Here is a 17,731-nt window from a genome sequence, read left to right as displayed (position 1 = left end):
ACATGCTTCAAAAGCTATATGATTGGGTGGATGAGCGTGTAGATATTACACCAATGTGGCGTGATATCGCTGATCACGAGGTTCCAGAACACGTTAACCCAGCTCATCACTTTTCGGCATTTGTATACTGCTTTGGAGGATTAACATTCTTCATTACAGTTATTCAAGTTCTTTCTGGAATGTTCTTAACGATGTATTATGTTCCAGATATCGAAAATGCGTGGAATTCTGTTTATTATTTACAACAAGAAGTAGCGTATGGTCAAATTGTACGCGGAATGCACCACTGGGGTGCGAGTCTCGTAATCGTTATGATTTTCTTACATACGTTACGTGTGTTTTTCCAAGGTGCTTATAAAAAGCCTAGAGAGCTTAACTGGGTAGTAGGAGTATTAATTCTATTCGTTATGCTAGGTTTAGGATTTACTGGTTATTTATTACCTTGGGATAACAAAGCATTTTTTGCTACACAAGTAGGCTTAGAAATAGCTCAGCAAACACCGTTTATCGGAGAAGAAGTGAAAACATTGCTTGCCGGAGATCCAGATATCGTAGGAGCGCAAACATTGACGCGATTCTTCGCTATACACGTATTCTTCTTACCAGCAGCATTGTTTGCTTTAATGGGTGCTCACTTTGTAATGATTCGTAAACAAGGTATTTCAGGTCCATTGTAGGCTAGCATTTCAGCACTTATATTCATAGATGCAAAGGAGGGAACGCTGTGCATAGGGGAAAAGGTATGAAGTTCGTCGGTGATTCACGTATCCCGGCTAAGAAGATGTCTAATATTCCAAAAGATTATTCCGAGTATCCAGGTAAAACGGAAGCGTTCTGGCCAAACTTTCTATTGAAAGAATGGTTAGTAGGTGCTGTTTTCCTAATCGGCTTTTTAACATTAACAGTAGTGGCCCCATCTCCACTTGAAAAAATGGCAGATCCGACTGATGCAAGTTATATTCCACTTCCAGACTGGTATTTCTTATTTCTGTATCAGTTCTTGAAGTATGAATTTGCAAGTGGTCCATATAGTGTGTTAGGAGCATTTATTATTCCAGGATTAGCGTTTGGTGGTTTATTACTAGCACCATTCTTGGATAAAGGGCCAGGTCGTCGTCCACATCAACGTCCAATCGCAAATGCGTTTATGTTAATTGGTGTAGCGTGTACTATATTCTTAACTTGGGAAGCAGGCAGTCACGTTGACTGGGAAGCGCGCGCTAAATCTGGACAAATCGTTGAAGAAGTTGAAATTGATACTTCTGCTGCTGGTTATGAAATCTACAAGCAAAATTGTGCATCTTGTCACGGTGCAGAACTTGGTGGAGGAGCAGGACCTGCACTAGTAGGTACAGAATTGTCTGTTGATGAAATTAAAGACATAACAGTTAATGGACTAGGAAGTATGCCGGCAGTAATGAAAGGTAAACCTGAAGAAGAAATACAACAACTAGCTGAATTCGTTAAAAATCCATCTGGTGGAGAAGAAGGAAGCGAGTAAGAGGCAGGAAGCTGGATTAATTGTCCAGCTTCTTTTTACTATTTTTCAAGAAATGTTAAGGGTGATGAAATGATAGCGTACGTATTAAGACACAAAAGTTTTCTATCTTTATTATTGGTAGTTAATATCGTTGGTACCATATACGGATATTGGTGGTACAAATACCAATTAGCTGCTACTCCTTCTCACTTTTTACTCTTCGTTCCTGATAGCCCGACAGCAAGTTTATTCTTTTGTATATTTCTAGCATTCTTCTTATTCAATCGAAATGTTCCATATATAGAGGCTTTAGCTATCGTTACTTTGTTTAAATATGGTGTTTGGGCAGTTATGATGAATATATTAACGCTTATTGTCGATGGCTCTTTATCTTGGCAAGGATACATGCTTATCGCGTCTCATGGAGCTATGGCAGTTCAAGGGTTATTGTATGCACCCTATTATAAAATTCAATTACGCCATTTAGTAGTAGCAGCCATATGGACGTTGCATAATGACGTTATTGATTACGTCTTTGAAATGATGCCATCCTATGGTTCTTTAAATGTGTATATGAATGAAATTGGTTATTTTACGTTCTGGTTAAGTGTTCTGTCCATACTCATAGCCTATCGGTTAACGATTCACGGGAAACGTCAATCGTTACATGCAAACTAATCCCTTGTACTAATTACATACCTCTCTTCATACACTATAAATACAAGCTTTGTGGGAGAGGGGACCACTTATGATAGGTGCATTAAAACAAGTAGAAAGCAAATTGGCGCTTTTCATCGTTTTCGTTATGATCGTTATGACGGTTAGTAATGTGTATGCAAAGGAGTCATTCCAATCGTTACAATCAGATGCCTATACGTTTTTAAAATATGTAGAAGAAGGTAAAAATGAAGCGGCAGAAGCTACGTTGGCGAAAATGGAAAGGGTTGTAGATGGAATAGATAGCACGATGACGGAAGTTGGTCCATACTCATTACATCAGTTAATGAAAGACGCTCGTTTGACGTTAATGGACCAAGAAAGTAGTAAACAAGAGGCTTATCATCGTTCATTAGCGGTTGTGTTGTACGTGGATGCGATGGAGACGAATGTTGACCCTTTATGGGAAGTTTGGAAATCCTACACGATACAAGAAATTAATCAGCTAATAGAGGGAGATGAGAAGATTTCCAATCGCTCAATTAAGCACGTATATGAGCTATATGAACGGATGTTACCGGCCATGTATGTCGACTTAGATTGGGATGTAGCACAACAAATGTCTCTCCATCAGCAAGCTTTAGTTGACGTGTTATCGGAGCAATCCACAGAAGATAGAATGCTATTAATGCGTTCCATAGCAAGAGATCTAGAAGAAATTCCTGTAACGAAATATAGTTTAACAGAAGGTCCAGAGTTCATTTGGTTGATTTGGACTATAGGTAGTTTTATTTCAATTACGTTAACATACGTAGGATGGAGAAAATATCGAGCAGAAAAACGACAATTAACTAAATCGAAAGAACGTGATAGTTGACGTACCATCGATTTATGACTAAAATTAACGTTGTAGCAAAGTTTGCGACTATTAATGGAGGAATGCAAAACAATGTTTATAAGTTCAGGATATTTAATTTATTTAGCGTTAATTTTAATTATCCCGATTTGGGCTCAAATGAAAGTTAAAGGTACGTATAAGAAGTATTCTAATGTATACAATCAATCAGGCATGTCTGGTGCTCAAGTTGCACGAAAAATATTAGATGATAATGGTTTATATGATGTACGAGTAGAAGAAGTACGTGGCGTGTTATCTGACCACTATGACCCTCGAAGTAAAGTAGTGCGATTATCTTCAAGTAACTACCATGAGCCTTCTGCTGCTGCTCAAGCTGTTGCAGCACATGAAGTAGGACATGCTATTCAAGATGAACAAGAATATGCGTTTTTAAAATTTCGCTCTTCATTAGTACCAGCGGCTAGTTTAGGTTCCAACATGTCCATCTTCTTGATTTTAGGTGGGTTTCTTTTTCAAGCATCAGGGTTAGTGTTAGCTGGTATCATTTTCATGTCGTTTGCTGTTTTGTTCCAGTTTGTGACACTTCCTGTAGAGTTTGATGCTTCTAATCGAGCAATGGATCAGCTTATTTCCACTGGGATTATACGTAATGACGAGGAAAAACAAACAAAGAAAGTGTTAGATGCGGCGGCACTTACGTATGTAGCAGCAGCACTTGTTGCGTTGTTAGAACTACTACGTTTCGTCCTTATATTTTTAAATATGAATAACGACGATTAATAACGAAAGAAGAGCTACCACACTTGGGAAGCTCTTCTTTATTTGGTTAACTTCGTTTTATGTTCCATTCAAATACGAACTTGTTCTTTATTTCTCAATTGGATTTTTTTGTTCATCTAATGTAAATCCTTCCCCAACAACATCATGAACCGTTGAAACGCTTACAAATGCGTGTGGATCAATGGATTCAATAATATTCTTCATCCGGATTATTTCATTGCGTGCGACTACACAGTAAAGGACATCCCGATTTTCTCCCGTATAACTCCCTCTTCCATGTAAAATCGTAACGCCACGGTCCATTTCATTCATAATCTTCGTAGAAATGGTTGTACTTTGATTGGAAATAATAATGGCTCCTTTAGCAGCATAAGCGCCTTCTTGAATAAAATCGATTACGCGAGCTCCTATGAAAACCGCCACTAATGTGTACATTCCTTCTATGTGATCTAGATACATGATGACAGCTGCTGTAATTACAAGAGCATCAAATAGAAACATAGTACGTCCCATGCTAATGCCCCAATATTTATGTACCAGTCGAGCGAGAATATCGACACCACCTGTAGTGCCTCCACTTCTAAAGATAATACCTAACCCAACGCCGATAAATACACCGGCAAATAAAGCGGCCAAAGTCATATCATTTTTTAAATCAATTTCTATCATATATACTTGGAATACCCCTAAAAAGAATGAAACAGCAAGGGTTCCGATGATGGAGTAAATGAGTGTTGATCGTCCAAGTAGTTTCCATCCGACTAGAAATACAGGAATGTTTAACGCTAAATTCATAATCGAAATATTTAGCCCAAATTGATCCAATATTAAAATGATTCCAGTAAAACCACCTTCTGCTAAGTTGTTCTGAATATTGAAATGAACAATTCCAAAACTAAATATAGCAGCACCTAGTAAAATAAATAGGATATTGTTTACTTTAACTTTATTCAATAAATTACCTCCTTTGATGAACGCATTCCCATCCCTTATTATAGACAAAATATTTCAAAAACAGCAATACATAATAAAGAACAAAAAAATTTGTCAAATGGACGGCTATTCGCTAACATGATAAGAGATTGTATCATTGTAAACCACGACGCTTACCACGTAACAAAGAGAAAAACAATGAAACAACAAAAGGAATCCCTTATTACAGTAGTAATGCATCCTTTTATCGCTAACTTAGCTCGCATGGTAAAGGGGTGAGCAACATGAGTACCCTTATTTTGTGGAAAAGCTGAATGAGTATATTCCAAACGAGAACTTATAATAAATGGACAGTACAAAAGGAGGATTAATATGACGAAAACTAAAATCGTTGTTGCAGGACCGAGAGGAAAAATGGGAAGTGAAGCGTTACGAATGATTGAAAAGGAAGAGCGTTTCGATTTAGTAGCGTGCGTGGATAGGAAATACGATGGAATGAAAGTGAAAGATATCCCATCTCTACCTGCAATAGACGCTCCTATATATGAGGATATGGAACAGTGTTTTCAAAACGTATCACCAGATGTATTAATTGACTTAACTACTCCAGAAGTCGGCTATAAACATACGAAACTAGCGTTACAGTATAACGTTCGCCCTGTTGTGGGTACGACAGGCTTTACCAACGACCAACTCGCTGAACTTGAAAGCATAGCGGATGAAAAAGGAATTGGTGTCATTATTGCCCCTAATTTTGCAATCGGTGCAGTATTGATGATGCAATTTTCTAAGTGGGCAGCGAAGTACTTTCCTGATGTAGAAATTATAGAGCGTCATCATGATCAGAAACTAGATGCTCCAAGTGGTACTGCTGTCAAAACAGCGCAATTAATACAAGAAGTTCGCACAAGTAAAACACAAGGCCATCCCAATGAAACGGAAACAATCAGTGGAGCTAGAGGTGCTGATATAGATGGGATGAAAATACACAGCATGCGTTTGCCTGGATTAGTAGCTCACCAAGAAGTGATGTTCGGTTCAAATGGTGAAACGTTAACGATTAAACATGATTCCATTAATCGCGAATCGTTTATGACCGGAGTGAAATTATCCGTTGAGAAGGTACAACAACTCAATGTGCTTGTTTACGGACTTGAAAACATTATGGAATAAAGGGAGCGAACAAGATGAATATTGCGTTAATTGCACATGACAAAAAGAAAGAGGATATGGTGCAGTTTGCTACTGCGTATAAATATGTTTTACATAACCATAGCTTATATGCTACTGGTACGACTGGAAAACGAATTGCTGAAGCAACTGATTTACCTGTCTATCGCTTCCAATCAGGCCCATTAGGTGGTGACCAGCAGATTGGTGCCCGTATTGCTCAAAATGAAATGGACATTGTCATTTTTTTCCGTGACCCATTAACCGCTCAGCCTCATGAACCTGACATAAGTGCTTTACTGCGATTGTGTGATGTGTATCAAATACCGTTAGCAACTAATTTAGCTAGCGCAGAAATTATGATGCATGCTTTAGAACGAGGGGACTTAAAGTGGAGAGAAATCGTACAAAACAATGCGCAACAGGAGAATGCCAAATGAAACCTACAAAGATAGGAATTACTTGTTATCCAACTGTCGGAGGTTCAGGTGTAGTTGCGACAGAACTAGCTAAGTTACTCGCGGAAAAAGGGTATGAAATTCATTTTATTACTTCTAGTGTGCCTTTTCGCTTAAAACGTATCTATCCGAATATATACTACCATGAAGTAGAAATGAGTCATTATGCTGTCTTCCAATATCCTCCTTACGATTTAGCGCTCGCTAATAAGATGGCTGAAGTTATTAATCGAGAGAAAATTGATATTTTACACGTACATTATGCGATGCCTCACGCAATTTGTGCCATTTTAGCCAAACAAATGGTGAAACATGATGTGAAAATCGTTACCACGCTTCACGGAACAGATATTACTGTATTAGCAGAAGATGCAAGCTTTACAGATATGATTCGATTTGGAATTGAACAATCGGATAAAGTGACAGCTGTATCAAGAAGTTTAGTGAAGCAAACGAAAGAAATGCTTCATACCGACAAGGACATTGAAGTAATTTATAATTTTGTCGATGAGAGAGAATATAAACCAAAGGAAAAAACAAGCTTAAAGGCACAATACGGTATTAAGGATGAGGAGAAAGTCGTTATCCATATTTCTAATTTTCGTAAAGTGAAGCGTATTTCTGATATAGTGACATCTTTTGCGAAAATGCTTCCTTTTACGAATGCGAAACTACTTCTCGTCGGTGATGGTCCTGAGTATTCGCAAGCTTGCCAACTTGTAACGCAATTAGATATTCGGGAACGTGTACTCTTTTTAGGAAAGCAAGAAAACGTTGCAGAACTACTATCTATAGCTGATTTGAAGTTACTTCTTTCCGAGAAAGAGAGTTTTGGATTAGTGTTACTAGAGGCAATGGCGTGTGGAGTACCTTGCATTGGTACGAATACAGGAGGCATACCAGAAGTTATTATAGATGGAGAAACAGGTTACATTAGTGAAGTGGGAGATGTGGAGTCCGTTGCATCCTTAGGTGTGGAGCTATTAATGAATCGAGCGAAGTGGGAACGATTTTCCCGTAACAGCTTAGCTCGCGTTGCGCAAAATTTCCACTCTGCTCACATTGTAAAGCAATATGAGCGCATATATGCTGATTTGTTAGAAGATAAAGGATGATATGGATGGATAAATCATTTATAAAGGCAAAGCCAATCCTCGTGAAGCTAATAGAACATGGCTTTGATGCGTACTATGTTGGTGGTTCTGTTCGCGATTATTTATTAAATAGAGAGATAGGAGATATAGATATTGCTACATCTGCTTTACCTAACCAAGTCCAGGCATTATTTGAAAAGGTCATCCCAGTCGGCATAGATCACGGTACAGTTATGGTTCGGTATGAAGGCGAATCATATGAAGTAACCACTTTTCGTGTAGAAGAAAGTTATGAAGATTACCGTCATCCTGATCGTGTGCATTATGTTCAAAAAATTGAAGAAGATTTAGCGCGGAGAGACTTTACAATGAATGCAGTAGCAATGAAATTAGATGGAACGATTGTAGATCCGTTTAATGGTAGGGGGGCCATAAAAGAGAAACGTATCGAAACTGTCGGTGTTGCAGAAGAACGTTTACAAGAAGATCCACTACGAATGATGCGCGCGTTACGTTTTGTTAGTCAACTCGGATTTTCATTAGCGGCAACTACATACGATACAATTCGGCACAACGCTTATTTATTAGAGCGCATTTCAATTGAACGTAAGACTGTTGAGATGGAGAAGCTCATACAAGGTCGATTTGCTAATCGAGCATGGCAGCTTTTCATACAATCTGGAGTTGATCAATATTTACCGTCTTTTGAAAAAGAGCCTTCCTTAATTCAAAAGTGTGCCCAACTAGAATGGATACCTTTGGAAGACATGGCTGAAGCTATTACGATATTTCATCAACTTGCTACATCTCTTTCAGTTACACAAATGGTTAAAGATTGGAAGTTATCGAACGATGTTAAACGACAATCCCTTAGACTAACTGAAGCTGTACAGCAATGGGGTAGCGAGGAAGATTGCTATGTCCTTTACGGCGTAGGAGAGTCGTTGCTCTCTTCTTTTTGTAAAATATTACAAATATTAAATCGAGATGCTCCTTCGTTCAAGAACTTGAAGCGAACATATGAACAATTGCCCATTCATTCTATTAAGCAGCTTGCATTAAATGGTAATGACGTGCGAGCCTTGTTTCCGAATCGACATCCTGGTCCTTGGATGCAGCAACTATTACGAACAATTGAAAAGGAAGTTGTTACTTGTCGTATACGAAATGAAAAGGAGTATTTGAAAGAGAGGGCTTTGCAATGGAATCAACAAGAGGAAGATTATTAGACATTTTAGCGAAACATAATGAAGAATACGTATCAGGCCAAATGTTATCGGATCAATTAAATATAAGTAGGCCAGCGGTGTGGAAGCACATGAAAGAATTAGAGAAAGATGGTTACGTTATGGAAGCAGTACCACGAAAAGGATATCGCATCTTGTCTTTCCCTAATAAAGTAAGCCAAAACACGATTCAATGGGGACTAAAGACGAAGTGGCTCGGACAACATATGCTGCATAAAACGTCTACACCATCTACGCAAATGCTTGCACACAATCAGGCGCAAAATGGATCTGCTCACGGGACAGTTATTATTGCTGATGAACAAACGAATGGGCGGGGGCGTTTACATCGACAATGGTATTCTCACAAAGGGGAAGGCATATGGATGAGCATGATTCTTCGACCAACTATGGAGCCACATTTATCACCACAATTAACTTTACTCGCAGCTACTGTGCTAGCCGAGACTTTAAAACGACATTGTGGAGTAAAGCCGCAAATCAAATGGCCGAATGATATTCTTATTCACGATAAAAAAGTAGCTGGGATTTTAACGGAATTACAAGCGGAACAGGATCAAGTGAATTATATCGTGCTAGGAATTGGTATGAATGTGAACCAACCTAATACCGCTTTTATAGGAGAGCTGCAACGTAAAGCAACATCGTTACACTTGCAAACAAATCAAACATGGGATATCTCCGCACTCGTACAAGACATCTTACAAACGTTTGAAAAGAGATATGATGAATATATGGAAAATGGGTTTGCTCATGTGAAGTTACGCTGGGAAGCATTTGGTTATAAGTTAGGGGAAATTGTTCCTATTCATACCCACCAAAATAAATGGTATGGTCGTTTGATGGGGATTGAAGAGGATGGGGCCTTGTATGTATTGGACGAGAATGGTCAAGGGCATATATTGTATTCTGCTGAAATTGAGTGGGGAAAGGACTACGTGTAATGAAGACAAGTACCAGCTTGAAAGAAATGAAGCAACGTCATGAGGCTATAACGATGATTACGGCGTATGATTATCCATCCGCTAAACAGGCTGAAAATGCGGGTGTTGATATGATTTTGGTTGGGGATTCTTTAGGTATGGTCGTATTAGGATATGATTCTACTGTCCCTGTTACAGTAGATGATATGATTCATCACGGAAAAGCAGTCGTAAGAGGGGCGAAGCAAACGTTTGTCGTAATCGATATGCCTTTTATGTCTTACCACATTTCACCCGAAGAGACGATGAAGCAAGCGAAGCGAATGATTCAAGAAACAGGAGCACAAGCTATTAAAGTAGAGGGGGCGAAAGAAGTTATAACGACGATAGGGAAGTTAACAAATGCCGGCATCCCAGTTGTAGCTCATCTCGGTTTAACCCCTCAGTCCGTACAAGTATTAGGCGGGTATCGGGTGCAAGGAAAAGATAAAGAAGCTGCTCAGCAACTAATAGATGAAGCATTAGCTGTTCAAGCATCAGGGGCGATCTCACTCGTACTTGAATGTGTCCCGGCTCCTTTAGCTAAATTAATTGCATCTAGACTTGACATTCCGGTAATAGGTATTGGGGCAGGAGAACATTGTGATGGTCAGGTACTCGTCTATCATGATGTTCTCCAATATGGAGTAGAGCGTGTTCCTAAATTTGCGAAGATCTACACAAATATGAATGATGTGGTACACAGTGCTTTGCAGCAATTTGTTGCTGAAGTGAAAACAAAACAGTTTCCAACTCCATCCCACAGTTTTACCATGAAGGAAGAGGTTATCTCGGAGCTTTATGGAGGGAATACTAACGATGAAAATTATTAAATCATTATCAGAAATGCACCAGTTAAGAAAACAATATACTAGCAGTCAGCAGTCGATTGGCTTCGTTCCGACAATGGGGTATTTACATGAAGGTCATGTACAATTAATGAAACAAGCGAAGCAAGAGAATGACCTAGTTGTTGTTAGTATTTTCGTAAATCCGTTGCAATTTGGTCCTAACGAAGATTTTGAACGTTATCCACGTGATGAACAAAGAGATATACAATGTGCAAAAGCGGCAGGAGTAGATGTAGCATTTTTTCCGCAAGTGGAAGAGATGTACCAAGAGGAGCACTCGGTTATTATGCAAGTACAGCGCCGCGTTCAAGTGTTGTGCGGAGCGAAAAGAGAAGGTCATTTTGATGGAGTAGTGACGGTATTAACAAAACTATTTCATTTAGTCGCACCAACTCGCGTGTATTTTGGAATGAAAGATGCGCAACAAGTAGCAGTTGTCGATGCATTGCTAACGGACTATCATTTTCCAATTTCCTTATGTGCGGTACCAACCGTAAGAGAAGAAGATGGCCTCGCCAAAAGTAGTCGAAATGTTTATTTATCACAGGAAGAGCGGGCAGAAGCACCATCTATCTATCAAGCTTTACAACATGGACAACAACTGATTCAATCAGGAAACAAGCATGTTAAGCAAATAGTAGAAGAAGTTACCCGTTTTATTAAAGGGCATACCCGTGGTAAAATAGATTATGTTGATATATTATCGTATCCTCAACTAGAGACGATTGATACTATCGACAGGAAGATAATTATTGCGGTAGCGGTTCAATTTCAGCAAGCAAGATTAATTGATAATGTTGTGATAAACGAACATGGTATAACGATGACAGATGGACGATAAGGGGAGAAGCACATCATGATGCGGGCAATGATGAAAGGGAAAATCCATCGAGCAAGAGTAACAGAAGCGAATTTAAATTATGTGGGCAGTATAACGATCGATTCCTATATATTAGAACAGGTAGATATTTTGCCACATGAAAAAGTACAAATTGTGAATAATCATAATGGTGCCCGTTTAGAAACATATGTGATTGCTGGAGAACGGCATAGTGGTGTTATCTGTTTAAATGGAGCGGCTGCTCGCTTAGTCCAACCAGATGATGTTATTATAATCGTTTCATATGCTATGGTGGAACAATCAGAATTGCAGCATTTTCAGCCGAAAGTTGCTTTAATGAATGATAAAAATGAAGTGGTTGAATTAATAAATGAGGAACCACCATTTGTAGAACTGTAGCTCCCAATAGGTATATTTGGGAGCTTTCCTTTCGAGAAAATACGATGAAAGAAAAGAGGTGGAATCAATGGATAAATTTGTCGTAGTGGATTTAGAGACGACAGGCCATGCACCTAAAAAAGGGGATAAAATTATTGAGGTTGGTATCGTTTTAATTCAAGGAGGACAAATAGTAGACCAATTTAAGTCCTTTGTTAATCCAGAACAACCAATTCCCGCTTTTATAACCCAACTTACGAGTATCACGGATGATGATGTGAAAGGTGCTCCTCTTTTTACTGAAATTGCCGATACGATCATTTCGATGTGTGAAGGGGCGTATTTTGTAGCTCACCATGCAGAATTTGATTTAGGATTTTTAAATCATGCTGTTCAAGATGCGAGAGGCTTTACGTTACAAATGCCTGTCATTGATACGGTAGAGTTAGCTCGCATATTCATGCCCCAAGCTCCAGGATATAAGCTTTCCCAACTAAGTGACTATTTACATATGAAGCATTCGAATCCACATCGTGCTCTGTCTGATGCAACTGTAACAGGAGAAATATTTATTCAATTACTGCATAAAGGGAAACAACTTCCTTATGAAACCATTGATCAGTTAATGCGTTTACAAGGAAAGTTGAAAAGTGACATGGGTGATATCTTTCAGTCTTGGCTGAACGAAAAAGCATTTGCAATAGAAGAGCGTTCTGATTTGGAAATTGTGCGAGGATTGGCACTAAAACGAGTTGAAGATGATGCAGAAGTTAATGAGGATTCAATGGAATTATCAACTGAAGGATTTGCACCATTTTTAGAAGAAGTGCTTCGTCCTGGCGGGCAATTAGAACAAACATTACATACGTTTGAAGAAAGACCTGGCCAAAGAGAAATGGCGACGACAATTTATGATGCCTATCAATCACAGCAACATGGTTTAGTTGAAGCGGAAACAGGGACAGGGAAATCATTAGCATATTTACTACCGTCTATCTATGAAGCGATTACGACAAAATCAAGCGTTATGATTAGTACGTACACAACGCAATTACAAACGCAATTACTTGATAAGGAAATACCAATGCTTCAACAAGCGTTACCATGCTCATTTCGTTCAGCTTTATTAAAAGGAAAGCAGCATTATTTATCATTGCAAAAATTCGAATATGAATTATTCTCCACCTATTTGGATAATTATGATATTGTATTGACGAAGTGTATGATACTAGTATGGTTGACGGAAACGACAACAGGGGATGTAGATGAAATACAGCTCCCGTCAAGCGGTGCAATATTTTGGAGAAAAATATCAGCAGAGGCTGAGGGATATCCAAATCCAAAATCACCATGGTTTATGAAATCTTTTTATCAAAGAGCAAAAAAGCAAGCAGAAAAGGCGCATATCGTCATTACGAACCATTCCTTACTGTGTACGGATATTATTCACCAATATGGATTGGTTCAATCTTATCCAAAAGTCATCATTGATGAAGCCCATCATTTAGAGAAGGTGGCTGCGAAGCATTTCGGCCTCAAATTAGACTACGTCTCTTTGCAATATTTATTAAATGGCATGGGAGGCAATAATCCTGGTGAATGGATGCATAGCTTATTAACAGCAAATACTCACATTGCTTTAAAAGTCAGTATTCGAAAATGGGATGGATGTATTCAATCTATAAAAGAAGAGGCAGATGATTTATTCCGCTATCTTTTTACGTATGTATCAAAGCAAAGAGATGCCAATATAAGTTTTAATGATGTAGGACGTTACCAATATCGTTATGAACCAGCAAAAGAATCCTCTAGAGTATGGAGTACTGTAAAAGAGATGGCAGGACGACTTACCTTCCAATTAAAAGACGCCATCACGATGTTAGAGCAATGTAAACAAGGGATTCATACCCAAGAAGATTCAGAAGAGACTTCTAAATGGTTAGAAGATATTCAAATGTACGTAGATCGAATCCGAGATACGATAGATGCGATGTATTATTTGTTAGTGGATGAAGGAGAACCATTAGTAAAATGGATTGAACTCGAAGCACAAGGAGCAAAAAATGCTGTCTTTTTATATAGCGAGCCTATTGAAGTAGGACCACTGCTAAAAGAAGCATTTTTTGAGCATAAAGAATCCGTAGTTCTGACAAGTGCAACGCTTACGATGAACGAGTCCTTTGCGTTTATGCTTGAACGACTTGGTTTGTCGAAAGAAGAAACGATTCAACGAAAAATCGCTTCTCCATTTAACTATAATGAACAGGTTCAACTGCTTGTACCTAATGATTTTCCAAGTATTAAGGGACACAATCAAGAAGATTTCATTCATGCAACATGTGAGGCCATTTATTCTTTAGCGACTTTAACGAAAGGAAGAATGCTCGTTTTATTTACGTCGTATGAAATGTTAAAGAAAACGTATTATGTTATGAAAGAATTTATGGATATAGATGAATTCATGCTTATTGCTCAAGGTGTCTCGAGTGGCAGTCGAACAAGGTTGATCAAAAACTTCCAGGCGTTTGATCATGCCATTTTATTTGGTACTTCTTCCTTCTGGGAAGGAGTAGATATTCCAGGAGATGATTTAACGTCGCTTGTTATTGTTCGTTTACCATTTCAGCCTCCTAACCATCCTGTTTATCAAGCAAAGGCTGAAAAAATAAAAGGACAAGAAAAGAATCCGTTTATGGCGTTATCCTTACCCAATGCTGTTATACGTTTCAAACAAGGGTTTGGCAGATTAATTCGTTCCAGTACGGATCGGGGGCTTGTATTTGTGTGTGACGATCGTCTTATGAAGGCTAAATACGGCAAGTACTTTATCCAATCTATACCTAAGGTGCCTGTTCATTACGCATCTACGCACGACATTCTTCAAAAAGCTGAACAATGGTTATGATAAGTTGATGTGAAACAACACATTCTAATAAAGAAGGCTTACATGAAAGTAGGGTGTGTTGTGAAGCGTTATTTCTTATATGCGATTAGCTTGGCTATTTTAATGCATGGACTATTTATTAAACAGACCATTGCTGCTCCGCCTTCTCTATCTATTGGGGAGGAGGAGGTATTATTTACTTTTTTGGAAATGCCAGACGGGGAAGCAATGTTAATACAAACGGGATTTAATCAGAGCATACTCGTAAATACTGGTGCGAAACAGAGCAAACAGCAGTTAACTCAACAATTAAATCAGTTAGGCGTTCAGAAGCTTAATGGTTTAATTATTACTAGTTCTTCTGATAAGGAATGTGGAAATGTACAGGATGTCATGGAGCAATATGAGGTGTCTAATGTATATTATACGGGACATATTTCCTCTAGGTGTATGGAACAAATGAATAGGGAACAGTTGAAGAATTGGAAAAAGAATCACATTTATGAATTATCTCCGCAACTGTTCATTAAAGTGATTACATCATCAACAAATGGTAGTATGTCGCTTTATATGCAATATGGTCAAACGTCTTTATTATTTTTAGCGAATGGGGATGAAGCATTAGAAGACAAATTGCGCGAAGCAAGTCCTATTCAAGCGGACATCGTCAAATTAGCTGATTATGCTGTGACATCTTTACCTTCCATGGAGTTGTTGAACCGTATCGATCCTCACATGGCTATGATTTATCCGTTAAAAGGAAAAACACCAAATGAAACATTGCTAGAACGGTTAGAAGAGTCATGGGTAGATGTGTATCAACTCGATAAAATTGGTACGATGACGATTCATTGTACAATGGAGGACTATGAATTATTTCCTAAGTAAATAGCTAAGACAAGCTACATATGCATGGTAGCTTGTCTAAAAAAAACCTGCACGAAATATATCGCGCAGGTTAAGGATGGGTTAGGAAGATTTTTTGAAATTTGATGATTATTCATCAAATTGAACGATAAGAACTGTTATAATAAAGAGGTATTTCTCTTTGATGTATGTTTATGTTGTGTAACAAACAGCTAAATATGTTAGGTAATATTTGATAATGGAAAGGATGCTTCGTTATTAGGAGGGGAATAATGGAAAGTAAAGTGGAAGTATTATCGACTGTTCGAGTGGAGAACTCCCATGATTTATATAAAATTGTCGATACGTTAAATCGCACACTAAAACAACAGGACCTAATGTTTGGTCTAGCATTGGATGAGAATGATGAAAAGACAGCAGTTTTCACCATCTACCGAACGTAGTTATCTCGCATATATTGTTTGGGGTATAGCCATTATAGCCATCATAGTTGTTGTTTACTTTTTGTATATGTATATTCAAATTATGCAAGATAAAACAGCGACGTTTACTGAATCCAAGGAAATTGCTATAAATCAAACACAATTAACTCGAGCTGATGACGTTTTACGCTATCATGGCTCTTCTCGATATGATATAGTAACAGGCATAGCCGAAAATGAGGAAAAAGCCTTTGTATTTATCCCGATAAAGGATAAAAAGACTAAGCCTATTTTCGTATCCTCTCTAGATGTCATTTCAGAAGAACAAATGCTTAATGCTTGGAAGCAAGATTGTACCTCTTGCAGGTTAGAAACGATTCAACCTGCTTATGAGAAGCAAGGCCCTTTGTGGGAAATAACGTATACAGATGAGGACAATCGCTACGTCATCAAAACATATCAAATGAAAGATGGAAATCTCTATGATACCCTTTATTTCAATCAATAATGGAATGGCTGGATGGAAACTTCGTGGGAAGCGTTACGAAGTGTGACTAGTTGTTTTATTCCATGTACAAATGCTTTATAGGAATAAATGGGTGATGAAGTTTTATTATACTTTATAGGAGGTTATATTTATGGATTTAGCAAAAAGGGTACAAACACTAACCCCCTCATCGACTCTTGCGATAACGGCGAAGGCAAATGAGCTAAAAGCCGCAGGTCATGATGTGATTGGACTTGGTGCGGGAGAGCCAGACTTTAATACGCCACAACATATAATTGATGCAGCACAGAAAGCAATGGAAAAAGGGTTTACGAAATATACGCCTTCAGGTGGAGTACCCGCTTTAAAACAAGCCATTGTAGAGAAATATGAACGTGACAACGCCCTTACATATGAAACGAACCAAGTAATTGTGACATCAGGAGCAAAGCATGCATTGTATACGTTGTTTCAAGCGTTATTAAATGAAGGCGATGAAGTTATTATCCCTGCGCCTTATTGGGTGAGCTATCCAGAACAAGTTAAATTAGCTGGCGGGTTGCCTGTATTTATAAAAGCAAAGGAATCAAACGATTTCAAATTAATACCTGAACAATTAGAAGCAGGTATTACACCGAATACGAAAGCCATTATTCTGAATTCACCTTCTAATCCAACAGGCGCATTATATACGAAAGAGGAGTTAGAAGCTATCGGTGCAATTTGCTTACGTCATGATATCCTGATTGTTTCTGATGAAATTTATGAGAAATTGATTTATGGAGATGGGACATTCGTTTCGATAGCATCTCTATCAGAAGCGTTAAAGAAACAAACTGTTGTCATTAATGGAGTATCCAAATCCCATTCTATGACAGGATGGAGAATAGGATATGCTCTTGGTGATGCCAAACTCATTAAAGCAATGACGAACTTAGCATCGCATTCTACTTCTAATCCAACGACGTTATCTCAATATGGCGCACTTGCTGCGTATCAGTCTTCTCAAGAGAAAGTAGAAGAAATGAGGCAAGCATTTAGTTATCGCCTAGAGAAGCTATATGATTGGATCACACAAATTCCAGGTGTTTATTGTATGAAACCGCAAGGAGCCTTTTATTTGTTTCCGAACGTAAAGGAAGCAGTAGTAGCTTGTGGCTTTCATACAGTAGATGAATGGGTAAAAGCATTACTTGAAGAAGAAAAAGTAGCATTAGTTCCAGGTTCAGGATTTGGAGCTGAAGACAACGTTCGTCTTTCATATGCAACATCATTAGAGCAATTAGAAGAAGCAGCCAAACGTATAAAACGTTTTGTTGAGAAGCATCAATCATAGTAAGGTTAAGGTTGGAGGAAAATAT

At 38.4% G+C, this 17,731-nt stretch carries 19 protein-coding genes; 18 read left to right on the top strand and 1 reads right to left on the bottom strand.

Annotated features, from left to right (window positions below; translation table 11 throughout):
- The first annotated feature begins 2 nt into the window (after positions 1–2).
- The 5 genes from qcrB to N784_RS04675 all read left to right on the top strand — a co-directional run bounded on the left by qcrB (position 3) and on the right by N784_RS04675 (position 3,776).
- On the top strand, positions 3–677 hold the full coding sequence (gene qcrB / locus N784_RS04695; protein ID WP_036832904.1) for a menaquinol-cytochrome c reductase cytochrome b subunit: 675 nt from the start codon (positions 3–5) through the stop codon (positions 675–677).
- Positions 678–724: 47 nt separating this feature from the next.
- Positions 725–1,501, top strand: a complete 777-nt coding sequence (locus N784_RS04690) for a menaquinol-cytochrome c reductase cytochrome b/c subunit (RefSeq protein ID WP_036832902.1) — start codon at positions 725–727, stop codon at positions 1,499–1,501.
- Between the two features lie 69 nt (positions 1,502–1,570).
- Complete coding sequence (lhaT, locus tag N784_RS04685) at positions 1,571–2,158, top strand: lipoprotein heptaprenylglyceryl N-acetyltransferase LhaT (RefSeq protein WP_036832901.1); 588 nt, start codon at positions 1,571–1,573, stop codon at positions 2,156–2,158.
- Between the two features lie 70 nt (positions 2,159–2,228).
- Positions 2,229–3,014 (top strand): sporulation protein YpjB, encoded by a 786-nt coding sequence (locus N784_RS04680; RefSeq protein ID WP_036832900.1) that lies wholly within the window; start codon positions 2,229–2,231, stop codon positions 3,012–3,014.
- A gap of 72 nt (positions 3,015–3,086) precedes the next feature.
- Positions 3,087–3,776 (top strand): zinc metallopeptidase, encoded by a 690-nt coding sequence (locus N784_RS04675; protein ID WP_036832899.1) that lies wholly within the window; start codon positions 3,087–3,089, stop codon positions 3,774–3,776.
- A gap of 87 nt (positions 3,777–3,863) precedes the next feature.
- On the opposite strand, the gene N784_RS04670 is transcribed toward N784_RS04675, so the two are convergent.
- On the bottom strand, positions 3,864–4,730 hold the full coding sequence (locus N784_RS04670) for a YitT family protein (protein ID WP_156965173.1): 867 nt from the start codon (positions 4,728–4,730) through the stop codon (positions 3,864–3,866).
- Between the two features lie 351 nt (positions 4,731–5,081).
- Here N784_RS04670 and dapB point away from each other — a divergent pair, with 351 nt between their 5' ends.
- The 13 genes from dapB to N784_RS04610 all read left to right on the top strand — a co-directional run bounded on the left by dapB (position 5,082) and on the right by N784_RS04610 (position 17,706).
- Complete coding sequence (gene dapB / locus N784_RS04665) at positions 5,082–5,882, top strand: 4-hydroxy-tetrahydrodipicolinate reductase (RefSeq protein ID WP_036832898.1); 801 nt, start codon at positions 5,082–5,084, stop codon at positions 5,880–5,882.
- Between the two features lie 14 nt (positions 5,883–5,896).
- Positions 5,897–6,319, top strand: a complete 423-nt coding sequence (locus tag N784_RS04660) for a methylglyoxal synthase (RefSeq protein ID WP_036832897.1) — start codon at positions 5,897–5,899, stop codon at positions 6,317–6,319.
- Complete coding sequence (gene bshA, locus N784_RS04655; RefSeq protein WP_036832895.1) at positions 6,316–7,452, top strand: N-acetyl-alpha-D-glucosaminyl L-malate synthase BshA; 1,137 nt, start codon at positions 6,316–6,318, stop codon at positions 7,450–7,452. Before N784_RS04660 ends, bshA begins: the two co-directional genes overlap by 4 nt.
- Before the next feature lie 5 nt (positions 7,453–7,457).
- Positions 7,458–8,660: a CCA tRNA nucleotidyltransferase gene (locus N784_RS04650; protein WP_036832893.1), complete on the top strand. Its 1,203-nt coding sequence runs from the start codon at positions 7,458–7,460 to the stop codon at positions 8,658–8,660.
- On the top strand, positions 8,633–9,622 hold the full coding sequence (locus tag N784_RS04645; protein WP_036832891.1) for a biotin--[acetyl-CoA-carboxylase] ligase: 990 nt from the start codon (positions 8,633–8,635) through the stop codon (positions 9,620–9,622). The genes N784_RS04650 and N784_RS04645 overlap by 28 nt, the downstream gene beginning before the upstream one ends.
- Positions 9,622–10,473 (top strand): 3-methyl-2-oxobutanoate hydroxymethyltransferase, encoded by an 852-nt coding sequence (panB, locus tag N784_RS04640; protein ID WP_036832889.1) that lies wholly within the window; start codon positions 9,622–9,624, stop codon positions 10,471–10,473. The genes N784_RS04645 and panB overlap by 1 nt, the downstream gene beginning before the upstream one ends.
- Positions 10,460–11,332: a pantoate--beta-alanine ligase gene (gene panC, locus N784_RS04635; protein WP_036832887.1), complete on the top strand. Its 873-nt coding sequence runs from the start codon at positions 10,460–10,462 to the stop codon at positions 11,330–11,332. Before panB ends, panC begins: the two co-directional genes overlap by 14 nt.
- A 15-nt stretch (positions 11,333–11,347) precedes the next feature.
- Positions 11,348–11,731 (top strand): aspartate 1-decarboxylase, encoded by a 384-nt coding sequence (panD, locus tag N784_RS04630; protein WP_036832886.1) that lies wholly within the window; start codon positions 11,348–11,350, stop codon positions 11,729–11,731.
- A gap of 67 nt (positions 11,732–11,798) precedes the next feature.
- Positions 11,799–14,615 (top strand): ATP-dependent DNA helicase DinG, encoded by a 2,817-nt coding sequence (gene dinG / locus N784_RS04625; protein WP_036832885.1) that lies wholly within the window; start codon positions 11,799–11,801, stop codon positions 14,613–14,615.
- A 42-nt stretch (positions 14,616–14,657) separates the two neighbouring features.
- Positions 14,658–15,482, top strand: a complete 825-nt coding sequence (locus N784_RS04620) for a ComEC/Rec2 family competence protein (RefSeq protein WP_036832884.1) — start codon at positions 14,658–14,660, stop codon at positions 15,480–15,482.
- Between the two features lie 251 nt (positions 15,483–15,733).
- A complete protein-coding gene (locus N784_RS16200; RefSeq protein WP_084600132.1) occupies positions 15,734–15,904 on the top strand; it encodes a YpmA family protein in 171 nt (56 codons plus the stop codon).
- The gene (locus tag N784_RS04615) at positions 15,867–16,391 is read left to right on the top strand and encodes a cell wall elongation regulator TseB-like domain-containing protein (protein ID WP_036832883.1); all 525 of its coding nucleotides are present in this window, start codon (positions 15,867–15,869) and stop codon (positions 16,389–16,391) included. The genes N784_RS16200 and N784_RS04615 overlap by 38 nt, the downstream gene beginning before the upstream one ends.
- A gap of 130 nt (positions 16,392–16,521) precedes the next feature.
- On the top strand, positions 16,522–17,706 hold the full coding sequence (locus N784_RS04610) for a pyridoxal phosphate-dependent aminotransferase (RefSeq protein WP_036832882.1): 1,185 nt from the start codon (positions 16,522–16,524) through the stop codon (positions 17,704–17,706).
- Positions 17,707–17,731: the final 25 nt, after the last annotated feature.

This window comes from Pontibacillus litoralis JSM 072002 (assembly GCF_000775615.1).
In the GTDB taxonomy this organism is placed as follows: Bacteria; Bacillota; Bacilli; order Bacillales; family BH030062; genus Pontibacillus; species Pontibacillus litoralis.
This window is presented reverse-complemented; position numbering and strand designations above follow the sequence as displayed.

Bases quoted from the DNA above. Each gene is read 5' to 3' on its own strand.
- qcrB (WP_036832904.1), top strand. From the start codon at position 3: ATGCTTCAAAAGCTATATGATTGGGTGGATGAGCGTGTAGATATTACA.
- lhaT (WP_036832901.1), top strand. From the start codon at position 1,571: ATGATAGCGTACGTATTAAGACACAAAAGTTTTCTATCTTTATTATTG.
- N784_RS04680 (WP_036832900.1), top strand. From the start codon at position 2,229: ATGATAGGTGCATTAAAACAAGTAGAAAGCAAATTGGCGCTTTTCATC.
- N784_RS04675 (WP_036832899.1), top strand. From the start codon at position 3,087: ATGTTTATAAGTTCAGGATATTTAATTTATTTAGCGTTAATTTTAATT.
- dapB (WP_036832898.1), top strand. From the start codon at position 5,082: ATGACGAAAACTAAAATCGTTGTTGCAGGACCGAGAGGAAAAATGGGA.
- N784_RS04660 (WP_036832897.1), top strand. From the start codon at position 5,897: ATGAATATTGCGTTAATTGCACATGACAAAAAGAAAGAGGATATGGTG.
- bshA (WP_036832895.1), top strand. From the start codon at position 6,316: ATGAAACCTACAAAGATAGGAATTACTTGTTATCCAACTGTCGGAGGT.
- N784_RS04650 (WP_036832893.1), top strand. From the start codon at position 7,458: ATGGATAAATCATTTATAAAGGCAAAGCCAATCCTCGTGAAGCTAATA.
- N784_RS04645 (WP_036832891.1), top strand. From the start codon at position 8,633: ATGGAATCAACAAGAGGAAGATTATTAGACATTTTAGCGAAACATAAT.
- panB (WP_036832889.1), top strand. From the start codon at position 9,622: ATGAAGACAAGTACCAGCTTGAAAGAAATGAAGCAACGTCATGAGGCT.
- panC (WP_036832887.1), top strand. From the start codon at position 10,460: ATGAAAATTATTAAATCATTATCAGAAATGCACCAGTTAAGAAAACAA.
- panD (WP_036832886.1), top strand. From the start codon at position 11,348: ATGATGCGGGCAATGATGAAAGGGAAAATCCATCGAGCAAGAGTAACA.
- dinG (WP_036832885.1), top strand. From the start codon at position 11,799: ATGGATAAATTTGTCGTAGTGGATTTAGAGACGACAGGCCATGCACCT.
- N784_RS04620 (WP_036832884.1), top strand. From the start codon at position 14,658: ATGAAAGTAGGGTGTGTTGTGAAGCGTTATTTCTTATATGCGATTAGC.
- N784_RS16200 (WP_084600132.1), top strand. From the start codon at position 15,734: ATGGAAAGTAAAGTGGAAGTATTATCGACTGTTCGAGTGGAGAACTCC.
- N784_RS04615 (WP_036832883.1), top strand. From the start codon at position 15,867: ATGAAAAGACAGCAGTTTTCACCATCTACCGAACGTAGTTATCTCGCA.
- N784_RS04610 (WP_036832882.1), top strand. From the start codon at position 16,522: ATGGATTTAGCAAAAAGGGTACAAACACTAACCCCCTCATCGACTCTT.